Raw genomic sequence first — 22,719 nt, 5'->3', positions numbered from 1 at the left:
CGCTGCGGTAACAGGCGCGTAGTACAGCGCCACCGCACCGAAGTAGCCGAGCAATAGTCAAGAGCCGTGGGTCAGTTGAGATGGGATTCAGAGCAAAGCTCAGAGCCTTGGGAACGGCCACAGGATCGCCATCGGCGGCGGGGTCGCGGCAGCTGTTACTCGGACCTCCCCCGCGGCGATGTCGGCCTGGTTGGCCGTCTTGATGGGAGCCACGGCACCCATCGTGCTGGAGCGGGTGACGATGTTCGTACCGCTGGTCGTTCGAGTGGGAAAGGAAGGCATCGCGGCGACCGGGTCGTACACAGCGGTGCCTTCTGCAGCCGCAGCAACGCCGTGTAGATACCAGGCAGTTCCCCAGCAAGTCCTCGGAAACGACGAACCCGGCGTGGATCGCACCGACTTCGACCCGTGCGATCAACTCGGCAAGCTCGTCCGGAGTCGGCAGCAGCCCCGCTTCGTGCTCGCCGAGCGCGATCGCGAGGACCTGCGGGTCTACGGTGCGGTCCACACCAGCTCCTGAACGTGAGTGGCGAAGTCGGAGAAGTCGTCGACAGCGATGATCAGGCCCTCCAGCTGCCCGGCGTGCGCCAGGTGAGGTATGTGTGTGCGGTGCTGAATGCTCTCCTGGGGGCGGCGGAGCTGTTGGTGGCCACGCTCACCCCGGCACCGCTGCTGACGTCTCCAGTCAGCCGTAGCTCGGGCAGCTGACTGACGAACGCGCCCACGTCCCCTGAGACATGCTTGTCCGCCCACGCCACCTGGGAGATCACACACCGGGTTCCGTGCTTCGACAACTGCTGCCAGGCCCCGGTAACCGTGCCGGAGATCGACTCCTGCCCACCGGTGTACTTCCTCATCTCCCAGAGCCGAAATAGCAGTTCCGGGCCAGTTCCGTTGTTTGATCTGTAGATGACCAAGCCGTCCGCCCCGGCGTCAATCACGTAGTCCTTCGGTACCGCCTGGTACTCCTTCACCCGCGTCGGCACATCCGCGCTCTCCAGCGCCAGCAGGTACCACAGCCACTCCCCCACGTGCCCCGGAACACCTTGGGGCACCTCTGTCGCCTTACTCGGCTTGAAGACTGGTTCAGCGAACGCGGTGACCCACTGCTGTCCCACGTCGCTGAGCGCCGTACCGGACAACTTGAAAGACCGCCAAGCCGCGAAGGCTTTGACCACGGGCCCGCACCGCTGCCGCATCACCGCCTCGGCGACGATCCACGCCACCGCCGCGCGTTCCTCTTCGGACAGGTCCTTCAGGGATGCAAGCGCCCACGGGCAGGGCTGCTCTCCACCACGGCGTTCCATAGTGACGAAGTCACTCACTCGGCCTCCGCGGTCCGCTGCCACCCTCTGCGCCGAGACCTTCCCGCGCTGGACGACCAGTTGACAGGGCTGCGAGACCCGGTGGTGTGCAGGTGGCCGGAGGACCTCCGGCACAGTTTATTGCGTATGCGTGATGTGGCGCTACGGATGGTCAAACCCTGGCCGGCGCCCGTAAGTTTGTCGACGGCTGGGCGGACTGCCCGAGCTTCGCGCAGTGCCGTCAGGGGCCAGCCGGGCACCGCGCACTCAAGGCATCGCGGCGCGTGTCCTGCGTGTTGACCGCCCTTCGTGGACCAGGTGCGGGGGACACCTGCTCGACGCGGTCACGGTCATCTCCCGATGTGGCGGCAATGGCGGCGACCGTGACCCTTCGAGCGGCCGGCCGTCGGCCCGACCTGGACACCCGGACACCCTTCTACGCGGGGCTACCGCTTCCCTGGGATCGGGTCTGATCGAAGGCACTTTCGTGAACAAGGGCACTGCCGTGAACAGCGGACACCGAAAATCCCGGTGGAGACGAATACCCGTCGCCACGGCGCTGCCCCCGCACCCTTTCGGTCGCTGATTCGAGTCGTGCTGGGGACAAAACGAGTTCACCAACGGAATGCTGGTCGCGGGAATCGCGACCAGCATTTCCGCGTTGTCCGGATCACGACGTGCTGCTGCAGGAGTAACACTCCGCCAGAAGAAAGAAGAATGTTTTGAGTTCCGATTGAGTGCCTCTGGCTTCATGTCCGTACTATCAGGTGACGGTCGCCGGTTTAACCAACCCATGGTGGTCAATCGAGGCGGCCGGTAGGTGGGGTCTGAGGGCCCCTGAAATCCAACACCGAAAGGAAGTATGAGTCATGGAATTTGGTTTCTTCGGGCTTCGCCAGCAAGGTGCCGGGCGTGGCCAGCAGGGTGCCGGGCGTGGCCAGCAGGGCGCCGGGCGTGGCCAGCAGGGCGTCGGGCGTGGCGGGTGTGGCGGTGGCCAGCGCCGCTCGGCCGGCGGCAGGGGTGCCTGCCGCCGGTAACGGTCCTGCGGATTCGAGAGATTCCGGCGGTGTCGATGGCTGGCCCCACGGATGACAGCGCCGGAGGTCTCTCCGTCCGCTGAACGGGGAATCGGAGATTGATACCGTCACCGCTCCTCACGGCCATCAACTCCGATCTCCTGGATGAAGAGCCGTGGCCGCAGCATGAATTGCTGCGGCCACGGTTTGCCGGGGGACGGCTCGACATTTACCAACGCAGCACTCCAACCCAGCATCGGTGATACGCGCCAGATGAACCAGTCAGCCATGCCAGCAGCCGCAAGCACGCGCGGACAGCGAATCCGTCATGCGAGAACATCGCCTGTTGCCAGCTTCAAGGAATTCTGGCCATTGGCCCGGAAGAACAGACCCGCCATGGCGGCAACCTTGTTGCTGCTCATACTCTCCGCGGGCTTCCAGACAGCCTCCATCGGGCTGGTCTCCTACCTCATTGACAATGTGCTTGTCACCGGCAGGGTCTCTGCGTTCTGGCTGCCCGCCGCGGCATGGCTCGCCCTGGCGGTTCTCGGTGGACTGGCCGGATTCGCGGGGTCCTATCTGGCCGACTGGGTGAGTGAGCACTTTCTGCTCCAGTTGCGTGACCGCACGTTTCAGCATCTGCAGAAGCTGCCCCCGGACTATTTCGGAAAGCGTGGCATCGGAGACCTGGTGGCAAGGCTCACCGGCGACATCGAGGCAGTGGAGTCCCTGGTCACCTCCGCGCCGGTAGCAGCAGTCACCGCCGTGTTCGAGATCGTGTTCTTCACCGCCGCCGCCTTCTGGATCAGCTGGCCCCTCGCCCTGGTGACAGTCGTCGCCGCTCCCGTGTTCTGGCTGGTCGCCCGTGCATTCTCCAAGCGCATGCGGACCGCGACCCGGCAGGAGCGGGACAGCAACGGACAGCTCGCCTCCCTTCTGGAAGAGAACCTGGTCAACATGCCCGTCGTCCAGGCGTACAACCGGCAGGAGGCGGAGCGTGCGAGGGTGCACCGCGAAGGGCGGACATGGATGCGTGCGAATCTGCGCCAAGCGCTCCTGGACGGTGCCTATCGGCCCCTCAGCGGGTTCGTCGAAACCTTCAGCGTCCTGCTCATCATGGGCATCGGAGCCTGGCAGATCTCCGCCGATCGGCTCACCATCGGCGGCCTCCTGGCCTTCTCGGCATACATCGGGCGCGTGTATCCCCAGTTGGAGCAGGTCAGCGCACTTCTGATCCAGATGTCGTCTGCGACGGCCGCGGCGGAACGCGTCCTTGAGGTGCTCGCAGCCCGCCCCGTCGACACACCCGCTGACGGGCTCGTCACCGTCCAGGACGGTCCTGCGGAACGCATGCCCCGTGACAAGACTGCGAGGGGCCCGCACTTTCGGGAGACCGTCCGACTGCGACGCACGACCGTTGGGTCCCGCCGCGGCTCCGGCAGGCATCCGAAGACTCCACACGCGCTGAGCCCCGACCAGCCGACCCCGTCCGACACCTTCCCATCAGCCCGCGGCTCGATCGCCTTCGAAAGCGTCGACTTCTTCTATCCCGGTGCGGCCCGGCCATCGCTGTGGGAGGCCTCGCTCACTGCCGCACCCGGTCACCTCGTTGTGATCACGGGACCGAGCGGCGCCGGCAAGTCCACGATCGGCAAGCTCCTTCTACGCTTCTACGCTCCATCGGCCGGCCGCATTCTTCTCGACGGTCTGGACATAGCCCACATGACGGCCGCATCACTGCGCCAGAACGTGTGCCTCCTGCCGCAGGAAAGCATGCTCTTCGAAGGGACAATCCGAGAGAACATCGCCTACGGCCGCCCTGACGCCGACGATGCGCAGATCACCGCGGCCGCCAAGGCCGCCGACGCGCACGATTTCATCAGCGTCTTACCCGACGGGTACGCCGCGTCGGTCGGTCGGCAGGGACTGCTCCTCTCCGGAGGGGAACGCCGCCGACTCGCCATCGCGCGTGCCATGATCCGTGACGCACCGGTCCTCGTCCTTGATGAACCCACATCGGGTCTGGACGACGAATCCGCGGAGCGAATCACGGAACCCCTTCGCCGCCTGACCACCGAGCGCACCACGTTCCTCATCACTCACGACCTGCGACTGGCCTCTTACGCCGACACCATCATCGAGGTCGACTCGGGAACGCTGACGACGATCACTCCCTCACGTGATCTCTGACCTGTGGGCCGGGCCGTCGGGTGGCTGCCGCCATGTCCGGCCCGGCCGTCCTCAGCCGACGTGGACGCGGGGGCGGTTCACCGACTCACTCTTCGCCGACCGGGGCTACAACCATGACATCCACCGTGACCGGGTCCGTGCCCACGGCATCGTGCCGGCCCTCGCACGCCGAGTCATGCGGCACGGCACCGGACTGGGCATCTACCGCTGGATGGTCGAGCGCGCCTCCGCCTGGCTCCACGGCTTCCGACGCCTGCGCATCCGCTGGGAACGCCGACCCGACATTGACGAAGCGTTCCTGAAACTGGCCTGCTGTCACATCACCCACCGGCAACTCGGCTCACTGCGTTACTCAGCTTTCCGTCGAGTATTCGGGGGTGACATCACTTGATCCCTGCGGTAGTTCGTGGCCATGAGGTATGCGCAGGGTGGTGGTCTCACTCCGCAGGGTCAGGCTGCGCGGGAGCGGGTGCGCATGCTCGCCGTCGGCGGCTTTGAGCGGGATGAGCAGAACTCGGTGATAGCCAAAGGGCTGCGGGTCAGTGTGCGGTCGGTGGAAAGGTGGCGCCGGTCCTGGCGGGACAGAGGGCGAGCGACACTGCGGACTTCGGGGCCTGCGAAGCGGCCGAAGGTCGATGACGGCGACTTCGCCATGCTCGAACTGCTCCTGCTGGAAGGTGCGATGGCCCAGGGCTGGGCGGAAGAGCGGTGGACGCTCTCGCGGGTGCGGCTGCTGGTCGCGGACCAGCAGGGGGTGTCGTTGTCGGTCCACAGTGTGTGGGAGCTGCTGCAGCGGCATGGCTGGTCGTGTCAGCAGCCTGCGCGGCGGGCGGCCGAACCTGACGATGCGGCGGTGGCCGGCTGGGTGAAGGAGACCTGGCCCCGGGCAAGCCACCGCGGAGGCGCTCGGGGCATGGCTGGTCTTCGAGGACGAAGCCGCCGTCTCGATGACGTCGCACCAAGGACGCACCCGGGCACCCAGAGGGGGCACACCCGTGGTTCGGTTCAATGGCGCCTCCCGCGGCCGCATCACGATGGCCGCGCTGGCCTGCTTCAAGTCCGGCGAACGCAGCCGGCTCCATTCGGTACGTCAAAAGACAAGCACGCCTGAGCGCGAGTTGCCGTCATCGCGACATGGTTCAGGACGACGGTAAGCCGTTCCTATCGGCACCACGTGCGAAAGCCGGGAGTGCCCATGGCATCGACAGGGGATCTCGCGCAGGAGTGGAATGGCTGCAACCGGCTGCCCCGTCCTGCCTGTTCCGTCAGTTGAGGGTGAGGAGTGCCGCCTTACTAGGGACCCCTCGCATGTCGAGTGCGAAGAGCATGTAGGTGCCGGGCAGTGCGACGCCGGGGTCGGTGGGAATGGCGAGCTCGTAGGCGTGGGTGCCTGTCTGACGGTAGGTCAGGGGAACGCGTCGCTGGTCGTTGTCAGTGGAGTGGGTCGCGGCTCCGGCTCGTACCAGGGCGAAGGAGGCGATGGCTGTGTCGGTCCTGACCGGCAGCCTCGCCCCGTGGGCCGTCCTGGTGGGGATGGTGCTGATCAGGCGGGGCCGGGTCCTTTCGGTGCCGTCGGGGTTGAGTAGATAGGGGGGAGTGAAGATCGCTCCATTGGGGTGGTTGGTGGTGCAGCCGCCGCACAGGCCACCGCCGCCGGTGAAGATGCGCCCGTCGGGGAGCAGGTTGGCGACGCTGTGGTAATTGCGGGGTACGGCCATGGACGCCATCGGAGTGAAGCGGCCGGTTGCGGGGTCCCAGATCTCGGGGGTCAGGACGGAACGGTCGTCGCTGAAGGGCACCGGGGTGAACTGTCCTCCGAAGACGGCGACTTTTCCGTCCGGCATGACGACGCTGTTGCTGAAGGCCCGAGCGTGAGACATGTCGCCGGTGCGGGCGCTGATGGGCTTCTTCCCCCCGTTCAGGTCGACGGTGTAGGCGCGGTTGGTGGCTGGGGCCTTCTCGTAGGCAGTGGCGCCCCCCAGGGTGAGGAGCTTGCCGATGTCGTAGGCGACGGCGTTGCCATTCATCGCGTCGGTGCTGTCCGCGCGGGTGCCGGCCGGGGTGATGCTGCCGTCTCCCCGGGTGGAGATCCAGTTGAGCTGCTTGCTGGGACCAAGGTGCAGGACCCGTCCGCCGGAGATGGCGTGCAGCCATTGGTGGTTGTCAGCCCGGTAGGGACCCGCAGGGTCGTCTGTCATGGTGGTTTTGACCGGCACGCCGGGCAGTCTGCGCCACGTGCCGCTGGCAGCCGACCAGACCTCGCCGTCCTTGCCGCCTATGCCACCGTTCCAGGACCCGCCGAGAACGAACGCGTCGCCGTTGGAGAGCAGCGTCATGGCCTGGTAGCCGCGCGGGATGTTCATACCGGTCGTCGAGGTCCACTCGTTGGTGACCGGGTCGTAGATGCTGGCGCGCCGGTCGTTGCTGCCGCCGGTCACCAGGACACGCCCGTCTTTGAGTACCGCTGTGCCGGGACAGAACATGTCGTGGCCCGTGTTGTCGACGCGCCGCCTGGTGATCTCGCCGGTGGTCAGGTCCATGATCGCGGTCTGGGTGTAGCCGTTGCTGCCGCCGAAGCCGTCGGTGGCGAACGCGGACCAGGCCAGTAGCTTGTTGTTGGGCAGTACCGCGGTGGCCACCGGCACCAGCGGGAAGCTGATCGTCCGTCCCCACGCGCCGTGGGCCGCGGGGTTGGCAGGGCCACTCAGGTGCAGTTCAGCGGCCGAGGACCACGGTCCGCGCCCCCCGGCCTCGCTGGTGGCGGTCAACCGCACGAAACGGGCGGTTTCCGGCCGGGCGAACGTGGCGCTCTTGACAAAGCCGTCGTCCTTCCAGGTGCCCGTGGCCACAGGCGCACCGAAGGTTAAGCCGTCGGTGCTGGTGGCAATGGAGTACGCGCCGATCCGGCCGTTGGGGATGTCGGTGGGGCGTGGCTGGTAGGTGAGTCCCGATACGACGGCTGTGCGGTGCATGTCGATGGTGATGCTATGAGGCAATGACGCGGGCCCGTTTGACCACTTGCTGTGCCAGAAGGTGCTGGGGTTGCCGTCCAGGGCGAGGTGGGCACGGCCTTCCTCGGCCGCGGTCTCTTCGTCGCCGGCGGTGGCCGTCCAGCCGCTGCGCGCCAGGTCGACCACGGGTGCGGGTGATTCGGGGTCGCCGATGGGCGCGGCAGGCCCCAACGCCGAAGCGGGAGGAGCCCCGTGATGGTGCGCGCCAGGCGGTGCCGCCTGCCCGAGGGGCGAGTGCAGGTGCGGCGCGGGGGCTGCGTGGCCTGCGTGGCCTGCGTGGCCTGCGTGGCCTGCGTGGCCTGCGTGGCCTGCGACAGAGGGGACCAGCGGAAAAAGCGCGGTCGTGGCCGCCGTCAGGGCCAGGAGCACGAAACCTCTGCCTCTGAGCCGGAACATCCGGGACAACCTTGACGTACGCGTCATGTCATTGTCCTCCGCAAGACGGGGAATAGGGCCGACACCACGCCGCACGGGCGCGGACGACCGTCAGCAGGTGACACCTCGAGGACGGTGCCCGGACGCGATCATCCCGCAGCTTTGCAATCCCTTTACCCTTTCCGGCGCTTCGCCCATGGTCGGCCGCTGATTGTCCGGCTCCTTCCCCGGCGGCTGCCGGGGTTCGGCAGCCCGATCGTGGCTTCGTGCATGTTCAAGGACAGCGTTGGTGCATTGTTCCTGACGGCGGTCGGTGATCTTTGAGGCTGAGTTGTGTGCATGCGAAATGACGGCACTGCGTGGACGGCCCCGCCGCCCGGAGGGCGGCGGGGCCGTCGTGTGTTCGGTGAGGTCAGCTTGCGGCTGCTTGCTGCCCGTGCCGGAGTCGCCGATCAGGCGGAGAGGCTGCCCCTTCTTGATCCATTCGCCTGTGGCGAGGGGGTGGGCGGTGGCAGGGGCGATGTCTGGTTGACTCAAGACTGTCCACGAGGGTGGCTTCTCACGCACGCAGCATCCTCGCTGCGGTGTGGCGGTACTTCAGGTCAGGTTGAACGTCGTGACCACGGCGCGGTGATCGCTGACCCATTCGTTGTTCTGATTGTCGGGAACCGGCTGTGGCGTGCCACGAACCTCGGCCGCCGAACTGACCGGCGTCGCTGAGCCGGCGTAGTGCACGAAGTCGATGCGGTCCTGCGGTTCGTCTGGCCCGGTGGAGCCGTTGTTCTTGGGGTACACGGGGGACCACGTGTCGCCCGGCATGGTTGCAGAAAGGGGGTTGACGACCCGGTACGAGTCGTTGAGTCCGGCGTCGGAGACGGCCCTGGAGGTCGGCCAGTTGACGGAGCTGTAACCGCAGTTCTGGCTCGCGGCCGCAGGCACCCAGTCCAGATGCGACGGTGCGTTGAAGTCACCGGCCAGGAAAACCGGCGGGCCGCCGCTCTTAGCGGCGTTGATCTCGGGTGCCGCCCTGGTGAGGATGTCGTTGATCTGCACAACCCGCCGGGAAGAGTCCCGTTCGGCGTCCTCGATCTGTGCCGGCGTCATGCCTTCGTAGCACGCGTTGTAAGGCCCGTAGGGGTAAGCGTCCAGGTGGACCGACCACACCACGGCTTGCTTACCGCCACCCAGGTTGAGCCGGGCGCCGAGCCCGGTGTTGTCCAGCGCGGGCCCGAAGGTCTGCGTGATCGCGTACCTGCTGATGATCGCCACGCTGCCGGGGCCTTGGTAGTAATACCAGCCCAGGTCTCGTGCCAGATCCTTGGCGAGGTACCCGCCACTTTCCTGCAGGGCCACCACGTCCGCGCCGCTGGAGGTGATGAAGTTGGTGGCCTTGGTGAGGCCGTCGGTCACCTGGCTGGCGGCCATCCAGGTGTTGAAGGAAACCACCTTGAGTGTGGTGGCCGCGGTGGAGGGCACGACGCGGAACTTCAGCGGGCTGGCCACCCGGCTGTAGCCGTCGTTGTACAGGTAGTAGGCGACGTAGTGGCCGGGGCTGAGACCGGCGGTCGGGATCGAGATCTGGCCGGAGGAACCAGGGGCATAGAGCCACTTGGTCGAGGGCCTGACGTACTGGTCATTGACCGGGCCGTTGCCTGGATCGGCGTAGATGCCGACCCAGTTGAGGGAACTGGGCTGGCTCGTGCTGTACGTAACCGAGACCGGGTCACCCGCCGGGTAGTCCAGCCCGTCCAGGCTCATCGAACCGGTACGTGCCCGCGCGGAGTCCGTGATGCGGAACTTCACCGGGTTGGCCAGCCAGGTGTAGCCGTCGTTGTACAGGTAGTAGGCCACATAGGCCCCGGCGCTGAGGCCGGAGGCCGGGATGGAGATGGTGCCGGCGGAGCCGGGGGCGTACTCCCACTTCGTCGATGCCCCGAGCTGCTGGCCGTTGACCGGGCCGTTGCCGGGATCGGCATAGATGCCGACCCAGTTGGTGGAACTGGGCCGGCTCGTTGTGTAGGTGACCGTGACCTGCTGGGTTGTTTGATAGTCGAGCTGGTTCAAGCTCATCGTGCCGGTGGGGGCCGCCGCGGAGGCCGACAGCGGAGAAGCCATGCCCAGCAGCACGGCGATCGTGATGACCAATGCTCGCAGACCCATCCACATGCCGCGGCTCGGATAGTGACGTCTTATTCCCATACGAGGCTCTCCCTTTATTCCCATACGAGGCTCTCCCTCATAGCGACAAAAGCCCTAACGGCCCGTCAGGCAACGTGGCAACTCGCCTGCCGTTATTGACCTATTACAGAGAATGATCTTGCTGGTTGCGGCCTTTGACGGCGCCGGAAATATAGCGCGGGCTGAGCCAGGCGATCATTAAGGAGATGCGGACCACCTATACTCAATAAATATTCGAAAGTCTTCCGTTTTCAGCGGCGGGCGGCACGGACGAGCGCCGCGGTGCCAGTCGGTCGGGACCGTTGTGGCCATTCGATCGCCGCATTCGCGGGGGCGGTGGTCGCAAAGGTCTGCAACCTCAGCCTTCCGGCTCCCCGTTGCGGACCTTACGCGCCAGGTCATGCCGGGAGAGTGCACCCACCTTTCGCATGGCGCGGGCCACATGCTGCTCCACCGTCCGCGGGGACAGGTACAGGGTCGCCGCGATCTCGCGGTTGCTCAGGCCGTCACCGGCGAGTTGTGCCACCTCCTGCTCGCGCGGCGACAGCCGCTCGTCGTAGCCGGGGCGGCCGGGAGGGCGAGGCAGCTGGGTACTGTGATGGGCCCGTAGTTCCGCTCGTACTCGGGCGGCGTCCCAGGTCGCGCCGAGCGCCTCGAGTTCGTGTGTCGCGGCGGACAGTTCCTGAAGGCCCGTGGTGGTCTCCAGTCCGCCTCTCAGAGCACATCGTCCACCGGCCTCCGCGACGAGGGCCGCCTCATAGGGCCGGGGAAGCGCCTGGTAGCACTTGCGGGCTCGACGGAAGTAATCGGCTGCTTCCAAGAGCTTGCCGTGTGCGGCGGCCAGAAGCGCCCGGCACCACATCAGTGCCGCTGCGGCGGCGGGAGCCTGTCGGCTCTCGATGCCTGCCGCGAACTCGTCCACCATCTCCTGCGCCGTGTCCAACCCCCCGAACCGGACGGTCGCTTCCACAGCCCATGGGGCCAATTCGGCCGCCCATACCCACACGGACGCGGCCTGCAGCCTGGCCCATGCCTCAGCCGCCTCCCGGGCTGCTGCCGTCAGGTCCTCGCGGGCCAGGGCGAGCCTGATGCGACCGCCGGAGGCCGCCGCCACCCGCGGTACGGGGCTCCCGTCCCCGGACAGGCCGGCACCGGAGAGCCAGGTGTCCACCTGGTCCAATTCACCTTTCGCCAGGGCCAGCAGGCCGAGCACCAGCATGGCTTCGCCCGTTGCACCCAGCACCTCGCCCGCCTCCGCCACATACAACCGGGCCCAGGTTGCCAGCCCCGCCCAGTGACCGGTCTCCATGTCCAAAAGCAGCGACGTACCTCGTGACACCTGTTCCGCGAACGGCACCTCGCTCCGGGCGTACAGCTTCATGCCCTCGGCCTGCAGCTCGCGCGCTTTCGCATACTCGCCCAGCCAGATCGCCGCATTGGCGGCGCAGCACAGACCCCATGCCGAGTGCTGGAGAATCCGCGGGTCATCGCTTTCCCGTGGAAGTTGCTCCAGGCATCGCCACCCATCCGGATCACCCACGCAGACCATCACGGCCGCGCGGGTCGCCGCGACCGACACTTGGAGCGCGGCATCCCCGCTCCCGGCCGCTGCCGTCTCGGCCCGCTGCAGCCAGGCGAGATTGTCCGCCAGCGGGCCGCTGCCGGGCCAGTAGGGCACCCCAAGGACCGACATGGCCCGCGCCGACAGCGCCGGACGGTTACTCAACTCATCTACAGCCGCCCTGAGTTCGGCTCGCGCCTCGTTGCCCCGCGCGACCACGAGCAGGAGCTTCCCGAGCTCGATCCGGACTTCGCCACGCGTGGCGGCGGGCAGCGCACGGTCATCGACCACTCGGCGCAGGACCTCAAGCGTCTTGTCGGAGTGCAGCCCTCTGGTCGCGCTTTGTGCGAGCATCAGGGCAAGCCGGGCCCGGGTCGGCTGTCGAACGTCAGAATGTGCCAGCGTGCCCTCGAGCAACCCGATCGCCAGCGCATAGTCTCCGGCCTCGACGGCCTCACGTGCGGCGTTTTCCACACTCTCCAGCCAGTCCGCTGTTCGGCCCGACGCTTTTTGCTGGTGGGCCAGCCGCGCCCACGGCACCGGACGCCGGGACGCCAGCGCCTCGGCCGCGCGACCGTGCAGTTCCCGACGCACCGGGCCGGGTATCAGGTGATACACGGCTGCGGCTGCCATCGGTACACGGAACCCGTACCGGCAGGGCCCGGGCTCGTGCAGCACCGCTTCGGACAGTGCGGTCATCAGAGCCGCGCGAATGCTCCCCGTCGGCAGGCCCGCCACCGAGGCCAAGTCGTCCTCGCTCAGGCTCTCGTCGAGCACTGCCGCCGCCCACACCACGCGCCGTGGCTCCTCGTCCAGTGCCGCCAGGCGGCCGACCACCGACTCGGCGAGCCGAACCGGCACGTCGGCCTCGTCCACGTCCCTGGCCGTGAACCGCTTTTGGCCGGCCTTTGCGGTTCCCGAGCGCGGCAGCGGAGCGGCCGCCTTGAGCTCCTCCAACAGATCAGCCACGACCTGCGCGATTCCCCCCGACCGCTCGTGGAGCCGGGCAAGGAACGGGGCCGAGCAGCGGTCCTCGCCCAAGGCCTCCACCGCCATCCGGCGCACCTCGGCCTCACCGAGTGCCCCAAGCCGCAATCGGATGACGGGCAGCTCGGCCGGGTACCCCACCGGCGCGCCCAGCACCAGCCCGGGACGGGCCAGATCCTCGGGGCGGTAGGACAGCACGACCCGCAGTCCGGCCGGCGGATCGGCCAGCAGGGTACGCAGTGCACGGGCGACCTGCTCGTCCGCACGGTGAACGTCCTCGGCCACCAACAGCACCGGAGCACCGGTGCCGAGCGAGGACGCCAGCTCTCCCAAGGAGGAAGCCGCCAGCGGAGCCAGCCACGAGGGCGTAGCCGGAGCACCGGGCCGCAGGGCTCTGGGCTGCAAGGATCCGGAACGACGTACCGCTGTGGCCTCCGGCCCCGCCGACGCCGTGCCTTTCGCAGGAGGGTAGTCATGGACGATGGAAGCGCCCGAGGCCTTGAAGTTCACCGTCAGGCGAGGCGCCCTGCCGAGCTCAGGCAGAGCGAGCAACCACTGGACAAACCTGGTCTTGCCGGTCCCTGCCTCTCCTTCGACCAGCACCAGTACCGGCGCGCCCGAGGCCAGCGGCCCCCGTACTGCCGTATCCCACTCACGCTCACGCATCACGTTCCCCCTACGTGGTTTCCTCGTACTCGAGCTCGATCCGGTGGTCCGCCCGGTCCCGCCCGCCCGTCACATGTCTGCCGTCAGCCGCCGAAGGCATCGCCCTCCCAAAGGAAGTGAAGCGACGGCGAGTTGTCGTAGGTGGCGGTCGTGCCGATGGACCGGGAGTGAGATTCGCCCTCGCCGGGCTTACGCCAGTCATCCAGGGGCAGACGACGCTCGCTGGAACCCTTCTGCGCGAAGACGACCTGTCCGTCTTCGAGCCGGAAGTACGCCCAGCGGGCCGTGGCCGCGATGGAGTTGCAGCCGGCACGTCGCTGACGGACGGGAGCACCGTCCGTCGCCGAGCCGGTGCGGGTGCGGCACGTGCCGGTCGCGTGGTTGCGGATCGTTGCCTCCCGGGCGGCGCGCTGGACAGCCCGTTCCCACTGCTGCGTCCGGCCGCCGTGACACTGGGCCTCGTACGCAGATGTCCATGCACCTACCAGTGGGCGCGATCGGCAGCCGTGTGCGGTCGTCGGGGTCCTGGGACCAGTACAGGAGGGCCAACGGCGTACTGCCGTGCTGCGATGGCGTACGGGACGGTACCGGGGGCTCGTCGGGGCGAGTTCGCTCCGGCGGGCCGTCAGCGACCAGGCGGAGGCAGTGCGGCGAACCGTGGTCAGCGGGTACGGGCGCCAAGCGCCCTCGGGGCCGCTGCCTCCCCGAACGGCCTGCGGCGCACGGGGGAACGCCTGCGAGGTCAGGTTCCGCCGTGTGCCGGTCCCGGACGCAGCTGCGCGCGTACGCGGGCACTGGCGGCAGGTGCCGCCGGTACAGCTTCTCCAGCGCGGTCTGGGCCTCGTGGACCGTGCGCCTGCATAGGTGGGGATCAGGTCGGCGTCGCTGCCGGCGGCACCGGAAGTGGGGGTGCCGGTAGTGCTGTGGGGCATGGCGGTCATTCCGTGGGCCGTGGGCGGGGCGGAAACTTCCTGTTGTGATGGAGAGCGGGTTACGGCCACACCATCCCGCGGCGCAACCGAGTCGTTACAAACCGAGTTGACGGCGCGGTCGTCAACCCACGGCGCGGTGAACGTCTGGAATGTTGCGTATCCGTAGTTCGCCAGTTCTGCTTGTCCTGCCGGTCGGCGGCAGTCACGGTCGGAGTGATCCATCGATCCCTCGATGCCTGTCAGCAGGCGCCCCCACGGAGACCGATATGGCCACCACTGACCACCCTCGCCGAGTGTTCATCGACCGCCCTCGACCGATCCTCGCGAAGCCGCCCGATCGGATACGGCGTCTGGCGTTCCGCCTCACCCGGTCGACGCACGCCGCCGTGCCGGACTTACGGCGATTCGCGCGCGCCACCGCCCGACGGTGGGCGGTTCCCGAGGACCCGTGCGACACGCTGGCGCTCGTCGTCAGTGAACTGGTCACCAATGTCGTGCTCCACAGCGGCAGCCCGAACGTCGCGCTGCTGATCACCTTCGACGGCGTCGCCTTGACCGTCGAAGTCACCGACAACGGACGGTGGCCGGAGAGTGACGCCCGGACCCCGGCATTGGCACAGCGCGCGTCCTTCGGGCGAGGACTGGAACTGGTCAGGGCGTGCACCAGCCGGTGCACGGTCCTGCCCACCATCGCCGGCACCCGGGTGACGACCCGCATCCCCGTCACTTAGCCGCCCGCGAGTCGCGCGGAGGTCCGCGAGCCCAGGGGTTCGAGACGCTTCCGGCAATTTCGCAGGTATGGGTGATCCGGTATCCACTCAGTGCCGATCCCGGACCGTCCGCCGTGAGGTGAGAGTACGTGGAGCCTTACACCGGAGCACTGGCCCTGTGAGCGGTGCTGGTGATTCACCACCTGAGTTCGCCAGCTGCCCGATCGCGGCGCGGACCGGCGACCCCGAACGGCCGGCCGCCCGGGTGAAGGTCCAGCGCGCGGCGCCGCTGCCCTGCCGCCGGCGATCCGCCTCCCAGGATTCTGCGGCGCAAGCGCACACGGGGTATGCCTCCGGCCTCCTCGGGCCCGGCGCATGAGTCACGCATCAGCCTGTTTCAGGCCCTGTTCACCACACCCCGGGCGGCTTCCGGACACTCCGTTCGTACGTCGCCCGTGTCCCCGACCCCTGTCTCATGGAACTTGGAAGGCTTGGCTGCTCCATGGTCGACAAGCAGGACGGACCGTCCATCGGCGCCGAACTCGTCGCTGTTTCGAGGAGCCCTGGATCCGACGCCGCGGTGGAGGAGTTGCACCAGCAGCATCGTGAGCCGGTGCTCTCGTACGCGTACACCTGCTGCCATGATCCGCAGGGCGCCGAGGATCTCACCTCGGAAGTATTCGCCCACGCGCTGCGAGCCGCCCGGTCCGGCAACAGTCCCACGCTCGCCTGGCGCCCGTATCTGCTCGCCGTCGTCCGGCGCACCGCTGCCGGCTGGGCAGGCACAGACCGCCGCGCCGAGTTGTCCCCCGACTTCCGGGAGTGGCTGACCACCTCACACGGCGGCCTGGCCGGCAGCGACGCGGAGCCCGAGAGCATTCGGGAACGGATGCTCCGCCTTGAGGACGACAGCCCCGTCCTCAGGGCGTTTCGCTCCCTGCCCGAGCGCTGGCAGGCCGTCCTGTGGCACACCGAGGTGGAGCGGGATGCGGCCTCGTCGGTCGGCCGCCTGCTCGGTGTGGACGAGAACGGCGTCGATCCGCTCGTGTCGCGAGCCGCGCAAGGGCTCCGGCATGCCTACCTGGCCACCCACGAAGAAAACTCCCCTACGGACGAATGCCGCCGCTACGGCCCGATGCTCGGCGCCGTCGCACGCCGGGCGGGACGCCGCACAACCGAGGACCTGGGCCGGCATCTTTCGCAGTGCTACGACTGCCGCCAGGCGCTGGTCGAGCTCACCGCGATCGACGAGCAGCTCCGCTTCATCCTGCCGGTCGGGGTCCTGCTGTGGGCCGGCGCGGCTTATGCAGGGTCCCGGATGGTAGAGGCCTGTCAGAGCGCCGCCGACGGGACTGCACCGCCCGCTGCACCTGCCGACCGGATTGTGGTGGACGACGCTGGGGACCGGTGGCCATGGGCCCCGGGCTCACGGCTTCGCTCCGGGGTGATCGCCGGTGGCATCGTCACCGCCGTCGGGCTCGCGATCCTCATCCTGTTGATGGTCCCGCAAGGTCAGGACGAAGCACCCTCGGCCTCGCGGGTGGAGGCAGAATGGACGCCACCGGGGTTCGTCGCCCCTGCGCCGACTGTCAGCCCCACGCTACAGCCGTCCCCCACCGCATCATCGCGCCGAGCCACACCGCCCCCCGTGGCATCGGCCACGGCATCCTCCAGACCAGGCGCCGCCCACAGACCTCCGCTCGGGCCGGTCACATGGTCGGGCGCTCTGCGCAACGCGGGAGTCACCGCCCAGTGCGTCGAGCCCGACGGCACGGCCGTGGTCCAAAACCCGTGCAAGGGCAGCAGGACCCAGGTCTGGCAGACCGTGTCGTTCAAGGAGAAGCCGGGCTACAGCCCCCTGCGCAACGCCGCCAGCGGTGAGTGCATCGACTATCACAGAGGCGTCCAGCGGTTGCAGGACAACGCCCTCCACATCGCCGTCGGAATGCGCCCCTGCCGCACCGACGGCGAAGGGCAACTGTTCCGCTTCGACCCGTGGTGGGGCGAGAACGACGGCAGCTACCTGGTACGCGCCGAACGCAAGGCCGGCAAGCCCTGGCACGAAATGCAATTCGGCATGCTCGACTGGTGGGAAGGAAACGACCCGCCGCCCGACGCGGACGCCCCCATCGTGCTCACCTACCACTACTACAGCTCCCCACGGCTCCGCTACCGGCTCTGGGGTCCGTGACCCACAGGCAGCCGCACCCTTTGGCGGGTCGCGTTCGAGGGGTAGTGCATGGCCTCCGGGGGTGTGAGGACGGTCAGGTCGCCGAACACGTAGTACAGGGGCACCGGTGCGTACAGGCCCAGGAACTGAAGTCCCGCAAGGAGGCACTTGCAGGAAATGGCGTAGCGGTTGGTGGTGGTGCTGGGCATGCGGGTCTTGGCGTCGATGGCGATGGGGTCCGGGCCGCGGGCTGCGATCAGGTCGGGAAACTGGCGCAGTGCGGAGCTGGTTAGCCTGAGCGCGTTCTGGATCGCGGTGGGATAGGTGCCCCGGCCGCACAACTGCACGGTCCATCCGCGGCGTTCGAGCTCTCGGGAGATGCGCTGCTCGTGCTGGTCGCCGATCTCTTTGCGTAAAGGTCAGTTGGCCACGTGCCCTTCCCTCTCATCTGGGCGTGGGTACCAAGTCTCGCTATTCCGGGAACGCCGGCGCCAACACGGCCGCCGATCACATCGCGGTGCTCGACGGGGCCCTCGCCCAGATCCCTGACGCCCCTCCGCTACAGCTTCAAGGACCTGTGACAGCACGGCACCTGCCGCACGTAACGAGGCCCTGGGCAAAGCGGCTCTTCACAATCCAGGGTGTAGTCGTGGCCTGAAGCCGCCGGTTTCCAGCAGGGATCTGGCGATGTAGTTGGTGAGGTTGCGGAATCCGAGGGCGGAGCCGCGGAGGTGTTCGAGCCGTCCGTTGATGGCCTCGGTCGGTCCGTTGGACGTGCCCGGGCGTTCGAAGTAGGCCAGCACGTCGGTGGCTCGCTTCTTCAGTGTCCGGCCGAGCGTGATGATCTCGCTCAACGCGCTCGGGACGCCCTGGCTGACCGACTCGATCAACTTCACCATCAGCTCTCGGCCCTTGCTCCGATCGGGTTCGCGGTAGGCGGCGTTCATCCGCTGGTAGACCCCCCACGTGGCTTCGACCTCAACGTGAGCGTCGCTGGCAAACAGCGCGGCCAGTCGGTCCTTCTGCTTGTCGGTGAGCAGGTCAGCGCCGGTGTGGAGGGTTCGCCGTGCGGTATAGAGCGGGTCGCTCTTGCGTCCGCGGTGCCCGTGGATGGCCAGTTGGACACGTCGGCGGCATCGGTCGAGTGCGTCGCCGGCCAGACGCACGACGTGGAATGGGTCCATGACCGCGACCGCGTCGGGTAGTTCCTCGCTGACGGCGGTCTTGAACCCTGTGAAACCGTCCATCGCGACGACCTCGACGCGGTTGCGCCAGGACTCTTCGCGTTCGGCGAGCCAGGCCTTGAAAGCCTGCTTGGAGCGGCCTTCGACCATGCCGAGCAGCCGGGCAGGGCCGGTACCGTCGCGGTTGCCGGTCAGGTCAATGATCACGGTGACGTACTTGTCGCCACGCCTGGTGTGGCGCCACACATGCTCGTCGACGCCGATCGCGGTGACGTCGTCGAACCGACCGGTGTCGTCGATGAGGACACGCTTGCCCTCGGCCAGAACGGCATCGTTGGCGGTGTTCCAGGCGACCCCGAGCCCTTCGGCGACACGAGCGATGGTGAGGTGCTGGCAGACGATGGCTTCAAGCGCCCACCGCAGCCCGCGGCGCGAGAGCTTCGCCCACGGCTCAGCCGCCTTGGTGGTGTCTTGCCGCCACACGTGCCCACAGTCGATGCAGCGGTAGCGGCGGATCGTGACGTGAAGGATCGTGGGCCGCCAGCCGAGTGGCTCGTGCGCCAGCCGCCGGGTCACGGTGTCACGCGGTGTGCCTTCGCAACCGCAGCGGCGGCACCACTGATCGGACTCGACGACCCGGCACGCGAGAACCGCACGATCCGGGGCGAGTCGCTGACCGGTGACTTCGAGCCCGAGCTCGTCAAGGCGGCAGAACGTAGTCATGTCAGCGCGGGCGAAGCCCGCCTCAGGGGTAGCGTCGTGCAACGGCGAGGTCTTCCGGATGGGCTTGGTGTAGGAAACCCCTTCCTCGGGAGACCTCGACACCTACCCGGCCACCGACGCGGGGTGAGCTGCCACCGCCGGTGGACACAAGTTCCTGACGGTTGATGATCTGAAGTCAACCAGGTGAGGGCGAATCGTCCTGCTTCGGCCCCGGTCGCGCGAAGGTGACCGGGGCCGAAACTTGAACGGTGGCTTCGGTCGTGGCTTGTGGGCCGTTCAGCTACGGGGCATTCAGCGGCCGATGTCGTCCAGCTCGGTCAAGTCCTCATGAGAGAGGGAGAGTCCCGCGCCGGCGATGTTCTCGCGCAGGTGCGCTGTCGATGACGTGCCGGGGATGAGCAGGATGTTCGGTGATCGCTGCAGCAGCCAGGCCAGTGCGACGGACATCTGTGTCGCCTCCAGTCGAGCGGCGACCGCCGAGAGCGCCGAGGACTGAAGCGGGGTAAAGCCCCCGAGGGGGAAGAAGGGCACGTACGCGACGCCGTCGGTGGCGAGCCGGTCGATGAGCTTGTCGTCGTGGCGGTGGGCGAGGTTGTACATGTTCTGCACGCACACGATCGGCGCGATGCTCTGTGCCTCGATGACCTGCTCCTCGGTGGCGTTGCTGACCCCGAGGTGGCGGATCAGGCCCTGCTGCTGGAGTTCCACGAGCGTCTCGAACGCCTCGGCGAGCGAGCCGGGCTGGGGACCTTCGGCGTTGCCGAGTCGGAGGTTGACCAGGTCGAGTACGTCGAGCCGGAGGGACTTGAGATTGTCGTGGACCTGGCGACGCAGATCTTCGGGTCGCCGGGCCGTGGGCCAGCCACCCTGTTCGTCGCGGGTCGCGCCCACCTTGGTCACGATGTGCAGCGACTCGGGATAGGGGTGCAGTGCCTCGCAGATCAACTCGTTGGTGACCCGCGGCCCGTAGGCGTCGCTGGTGTCAATGTGGGTGATACCAAGGTCGACCGCTTCACGCAGCACGGCCAGGGCACCCTCGCGATCGGCGGGCGGCCCCATAACCCACGGGCCGGCCAGTTGCATGGCGCCGTAGCCGAACCGGGTGACGGTCAGGTCACCCAGAGTCCAGATGCCGCCGGGAAGAGAGAGGGAGGGTGTGCTCATCCTGTTGCCTTTCGTCGTGCACTTGGGGGGTGGCGCCTGCTGCCTCCCTGCATCAGCATTGGAGAGAAACTTCCTGTCGGGAAGTAGGCACTTGGGAGTGCGTAACCCACCCATTGGTGAGAGGTGCGATCAGTGACGACGATGAAGGCGGCCCAGAAGAGGGCTCAGGCCAAGGTGGAGTACAACGCGTTCCTGGCAGCATGCCCCAGCCGGCAGCTGCTCGACCGAATCTCGGACAAGTGGGTCGTCCTGATCCTGTGTGCGCTGGGCGGCGACAACAGCCCCGGCCAGCCCGGTGCAGCACACGCAGACGCTCCGAAGGCGATGCGTTACTCCGAGATCTCTCGTCTTCTGGCCGGGGTCAGCCAGAAGATGCTGACCCAGACGCTGCGGTCGCTGGAGCACGATGGTCTGCTCACCCGTACCGTGACGCCAACCGTCCCTGTCACCGTCTCCTACGAGCTGACCGACCTCGGCCTCTCGCTCCACCACATGACGCGCGGGCTCAGAAACTGGGCGCAGACACACATGGCCGAGGTCCTCGCAAACCGCGAGAACTACGACGCTCGCACCTCCTGACGACTCACATCCAACCGTCCAACAGCTCTATGTTCTCAGCGCTACACCCTCAACTGCGAAGAGCCGGCAAAGCGTTGGCAAAGCAGCGGGATGGCCGCCCCCGGACACCGTCTTCATCAGTAACCGGTGGTGGACCGTTGTGGTACGCGCTAGCTCGTCTTCGAAGTCAACGCACGGCATACGGGAATTCATTCGGTACGCAGCGTGCGTCAGTTTCGCATACCCTTTTGTGATTCAAACGACCCTCGTCGGCGGATGTGATGTGGCATTCGAGAAAATTGACCAAGGATGCTGAACAGAAACCGGGCGTGGAGCGTACTCCCTGGCACACGGATCGAAATCCGACCGTGTTTCGCCATCGAGGACGGAGTTACCCGTGTCCCGAAAGAAAATGACCAGCAAGAAGAAGAAGATCGTTCTGCTCGTCAGTACCGCCGCACTGGTGGGTGGTACTGCATTCGCGATGACAGGAACCGGGAACGCCAGCCAGGAGAGCGACAACCGAGTGTCGCAGTTCTGCCTTGCAGCGGAGAATTTCTTGTCGGACAGCGACGTGTTCATCATCAACGAAGAACGCAACAACTTCCCCAACAAGGAGGCCAGGATCGCCAGGCAGCAAGAATTAGTGCGCCAGACCATTGCAAACCAAGAGCGCCTGGGCTGCTAGGCCGTCAGGAGTGAGTGAGCGGGGCGCGAAGCTGATCCGAAACGCACGGGTCGAACGCGTCGGACAGCCCAACGCCGCCCCCGGTACTCCCGCTTCCGCCTCGTTGTCCCCGAGGCGGGAGCGGGTCACCCACCTCCCCGCGAATTCACCGATCTGCAGGGCAACTACCGGCCGACATCTGAAAAGAGGTCCGGCACTCACCTGCCCCGGCAGTAGGACGGCCCATGGAACGAATCCAGGGGCCGCTCGACTCCGGATTTCCGGACTCCTTCACTTCGTCACGGAGTTGATGTGTGCGACGCCCTCATTGATGGTGAGGAGTGCGGCTTTGCTGGGGACGCCCTGCTTGTTGAGCGCGAAAGGCATGTATGGGCCTGGCAGCGTGACTCCGGGGTCGGCCGGGATCTGGAGTTCGTATGCGTTGGCGCCAGGCGCGGAAGGTCGGAAGCCGGTGATATCGGACCGGGGTCGGGGACGATCATGCTTCCAGTTTCGATGAACCAGTTCGAGCCGCAGCTGGCCGAGACCCCCACCACCCGGGCGGCAACCGCACCCTTGTAGCCCTCCCTGAGCAGCTCGAAGTACCGCTTCTTCAGGCAGTGGGCATCTTGTTGGGGGCGTACTTGGGCGTCCGAACGCTCTTCTTCCGAGGCGTTCGCAACCACCGATGGATCTGAAGCGCGATCCAGTAGGGTCGGCGACTGGCGCGGTGGCTGATACTCCGTTTCCAGTCCCCGCCCCTCACGCAGCGGGCGGTGACCTGGCTCGACACACAGCTCAAGGCCATGTGACGCCCTCCAGCAAGACCGGCCCCAAGTGCGGGGCGCCGCTGGGCGCCCCGCGCGTCCGTGGTGAGGGACCGTGGAACCAGCAATGGCGCCGCGGCCTGTCCGAACAGCAGCAGTTCGTTCCCCGCGGCGGACTCGAAGCCGATGTGAGATGCCCCTGCGGAACCATTGTGGAACTGCAGTACGGCCCCCTCTCCTGCATCCACATCGAACAGCGAGAAAGCGTCTACGGCGCTATGGTCTGGCTGTTTTACACCGTTGACGCTCATCGCAAGGGACGACTCCGGCTCGCTCTCACACCAGGCAAAGAACACGTGAACTTCAACTGGAGCAGCCCCCGCGAAACCCTCGACGCCTGCCAGCGCCCTGTCCACCTGGACCTTGGAGTTCGGACCAGGCAGGCGGCCGCCACCTAGTCCTCAAACTGAACAGGAACTTCCGCCAGCCAGGCCGGCTCCTCGGCAGCTGCACTCTCTACACCGCCGAGGCCTTCCACAACTGGATGGCCCACGGC

The 22,719-nt window shown here is 67.1% G+C and carries 15 protein-coding genes and 2 pseudogenes; 8 read left to right on the top strand and 9 right to left on the bottom strand.

What is annotated here, in order from left to right; all coding sequences use genetic code 11:
• Positions 1–385 precede the first annotated feature (385 nt).
• The gene (locus SLUN_RS41870) at positions 386–520 is read left to right on the top strand and encodes a hypothetical protein (RefSeq protein WP_257153878.1); all 135 of its coding nucleotides are present in this window, start codon (positions 386–388) and stop codon (positions 518–520) included.
• A 40-nt stretch (positions 521–560) separates the two neighbouring features.
• Here SLUN_RS41870 and SLUN_RS37645 read toward each other — a convergent pair whose 3' ends face one another.
• On the bottom strand, positions 561–1,325 hold the full coding sequence (locus SLUN_RS37645) for a hypothetical protein (protein WP_108154330.1): 765 nt from the start codon (positions 1,323–1,325) through the stop codon (positions 561–563).
• A 1,160-nt stretch (positions 1,326–2,485) separates the two neighbouring features.
• Here SLUN_RS37645 and SLUN_RS40575 point away from each other — a divergent pair.
• The 3 genes and pseudogenes from SLUN_RS40575 to SLUN_RS42175 all read left to right on the top strand — a co-directional run bounded on the left by SLUN_RS40575 (position 2,486) and on the right by SLUN_RS42175 (position 5,621).
• A complete protein-coding gene (locus SLUN_RS40575; RefSeq protein ID WP_217505591.1) occupies positions 2,486–4,510 on the top strand; it encodes an ABC transporter ATP-binding protein in 2,025 nt (674 codons plus the stop codon).
• A gap of 88 nt (positions 4,511–4,598) precedes the next feature.
• Positions 4,599–4,901 (top strand): annotated as a pseudogene (locus SLUN_RS37635) (hypothetical protein); the annotation flags it as partial.
• 21 nt (positions 4,902–4,922) lie between these two features.
• The gene (locus tag SLUN_RS42175; RefSeq protein WP_306610741.1) at positions 4,923–5,621 is read left to right on the top strand and encodes a winged helix-turn-helix domain-containing protein; all 699 of its coding nucleotides are present in this window, start codon (positions 4,923–4,925) and stop codon (positions 5,619–5,621) included.
• Positions 5,622–5,775: 154 nt separating this feature from the next.
• Here SLUN_RS42175 and SLUN_RS37625 read toward each other — a convergent pair whose 3' ends face one another.
• The 3 genes from SLUN_RS37625 to SLUN_RS37610 form a co-directional block, all read right to left on the bottom strand.
• Positions 5,776–7,692, bottom strand: a complete 1,917-nt coding sequence (locus SLUN_RS37625) for a galactose oxidase family protein (protein WP_257153877.1) — start codon at positions 7,690–7,692, stop codon at positions 5,776–5,778.
• Positions 7,693–8,493: 801 nt separating this feature from the next.
• Entirely contained in the window at positions 8,494–10,095 is a 1,602-nt protein-coding gene (locus tag SLUN_RS37615) for an endonuclease/exonuclease/phosphatase family protein (RefSeq protein WP_159100431.1), read from the bottom strand.
• A 337-nt stretch (positions 10,096–10,432) separates the two neighbouring features.
• Positions 10,433–13,288: a helix-turn-helix transcriptional regulator gene (locus SLUN_RS37610; RefSeq protein WP_108154327.1), complete on the bottom strand. Its 2,856-nt coding sequence runs from the start codon at positions 13,286–13,288 to the stop codon at positions 10,433–10,435.
• A 1,198-nt stretch (positions 13,289–14,486) separates the two neighbouring features.
• Between SLUN_RS37610 and SLUN_RS37605 the strand changes: the two genes are divergently transcribed.
• Both SLUN_RS37605 and SLUN_RS37600 read left to right on the top strand, forming a co-directional pair.
• Positions 14,487–14,951: an ATP-binding protein gene (locus SLUN_RS37605; RefSeq protein WP_108154326.1), complete on the top strand. Its 465-nt coding sequence runs from the start codon at positions 14,487–14,489 to the stop codon at positions 14,949–14,951.
• 454 nt (positions 14,952–15,405) lie between these two features.
• Positions 15,406–17,121: a sigma factor gene (locus SLUN_RS37600; protein WP_108154325.1), complete on the top strand. Its 1,716-nt coding sequence runs from the start codon at positions 15,406–15,408 to the stop codon at positions 17,119–17,121.
• Here the strand turns inward: SLUN_RS37600 and SLUN_RS37595 are convergent.
• The 3 genes from SLUN_RS37595 to SLUN_RS37585 form a co-directional block, all read right to left on the bottom strand.
• Positions 17,100–17,447 (bottom strand): hypothetical protein, encoded by a 348-nt coding sequence (locus SLUN_RS37595; RefSeq protein ID WP_159100430.1) that lies wholly within the window; start codon positions 17,445–17,447, stop codon positions 17,100–17,102. The two genes, SLUN_RS37600 and SLUN_RS37595, sit on opposite strands and share 22 nt — an antisense overlap.
• Positions 17,448–17,729: 282 nt before the next feature.
• On the bottom strand, positions 17,730–19,007 hold the full coding sequence (locus SLUN_RS37590) for an ISL3 family transposase (protein WP_108154323.1): 1,278 nt from the start codon (positions 19,005–19,007) through the stop codon (positions 17,730–17,732).
• 291 nt (positions 19,008–19,298) lie between these two features.
• Positions 19,299–20,171 carry an aldo/keto reductase family oxidoreductase gene (locus tag SLUN_RS37585; protein WP_108154322.1) on the bottom strand — a complete coding sequence of 291 codons (873 nt, stop codon included), beginning with the start codon at positions 20,169–20,171 and terminating at the stop codon, positions 19,299–19,301.
• 141 nt (positions 20,172–20,312) lie between these two features.
• Here SLUN_RS37585 and SLUN_RS37580 point away from each other — a divergent pair, with 141 nt between their 5' ends.
• The gene (locus SLUN_RS37580) at positions 20,313–20,750 is read left to right on the top strand and encodes a winged helix-turn-helix transcriptional regulator (protein WP_217505261.1); all 438 of its coding nucleotides are present in this window, start codon (positions 20,313–20,315) and stop codon (positions 20,748–20,750) included.
• 391 nt (positions 20,751–21,141) lie between these two features.
• On the top strand, positions 21,142–21,417 hold the full coding sequence (locus SLUN_RS37575; protein ID WP_108154320.1) for a hypothetical protein: 276 nt from the start codon (positions 21,142–21,144) through the stop codon (positions 21,415–21,417).
• A 270-nt stretch (positions 21,418–21,687) separates the two neighbouring features.
• On the opposite strand, the gene SLUN_RS41860 is transcribed toward SLUN_RS37575, so the two are convergent.
• Both SLUN_RS41860 and SLUN_RS42655 read right to left on the bottom strand, forming a co-directional pair.
• A complete protein-coding gene (locus tag SLUN_RS41860) occupies positions 21,688–21,873 on the bottom strand; it encodes a galactose oxidase-like domain-containing protein (RefSeq protein ID WP_257153959.1) in 186 nt (61 codons plus the stop codon).
• A pseudogene (locus SLUN_RS42655) lies at positions 21,867–22,024 on the bottom strand (IS30 family transposase); the annotation flags it as partial. The pseudogene SLUN_RS42655 and the gene SLUN_RS41860, both read right to left, overlap by 7 nt.
• Between the last annotated feature and the right edge of the window lie 695 nt (positions 22,025–22,719).

Origin of the sequence: Streptomyces lunaelactis (assembly GCF_003054555.1) — a bacterium.
GTDB classification, from domain to species: Bacteria; Actinomycetota; Actinomycetes; order Streptomycetales; family Streptomycetaceae; genus Streptomyces; species Streptomyces lunaelactis.
This window is presented reverse-complemented; position numbering and strand designations above follow the sequence as displayed.

Excerpts from the sequence above, each read along its gene's own strand:
- SLUN_RS40575 (WP_217505591.1), top strand. The coding sequence starts at position 2,486 with ATGAAGAGCCGTGGCCGCAGCATGAATTGCTGCGGCCACGGTTTGCCG.
- SLUN_RS42175 (WP_306610741.1), top strand. The coding sequence starts at position 4,923 with ATGAGGTATGCGCAGGGTGGTGGTCTCACTCCGCAGGGTCAGGCTGCG.
- SLUN_RS37615 (WP_159100431.1), bottom strand. The coding sequence starts at position 10,095 with ATGGGAATAAGACGTCACTATCCGAGCCGCGGCATGTGGATGGGTCTG.
- SLUN_RS37610 (WP_108154327.1), bottom strand. The coding sequence starts at position 13,288 with ATGCGTGAGCGTGAGTGGGATACGGCAGTACGGGGGCCGCTGGCCTCG.
- SLUN_RS37605 (WP_108154326.1), top strand. The coding sequence starts at position 14,487 with ATGGCCACCACTGACCACCCTCGCCGAGTGTTCATCGACCGCCCTCGA.
- SLUN_RS37600 (WP_108154325.1), top strand. The coding sequence starts at position 15,406 with ATGGAACTTGGAAGGCTTGGCTGCTCCATGGTCGACAAGCAGGACGGA.
- SLUN_RS37590 (WP_108154323.1), bottom strand. The coding sequence starts at position 19,007 with ATGACTACGTTCTGCCGCCTTGACGAGCTCGGGCTCGAAGTCACCGGT.
- SLUN_RS37585 (WP_108154322.1), bottom strand. The coding sequence starts at position 20,171 with ATGAGCACACCCTCCCTCTCTCTTCCCGGCGGCATCTGGACTCTGGGT.
- SLUN_RS37580 (WP_217505261.1), top strand. The coding sequence starts at position 20,313 with ATGAAGGCGGCCCAGAAGAGGGCTCAGGCCAAGGTGGAGTACAACGCG.
- SLUN_RS37575 (WP_108154320.1), top strand. The coding sequence starts at position 21,142 with ATGACCAGCAAGAAGAAGAAGATCGTTCTGCTCGTCAGTACCGCCGCA.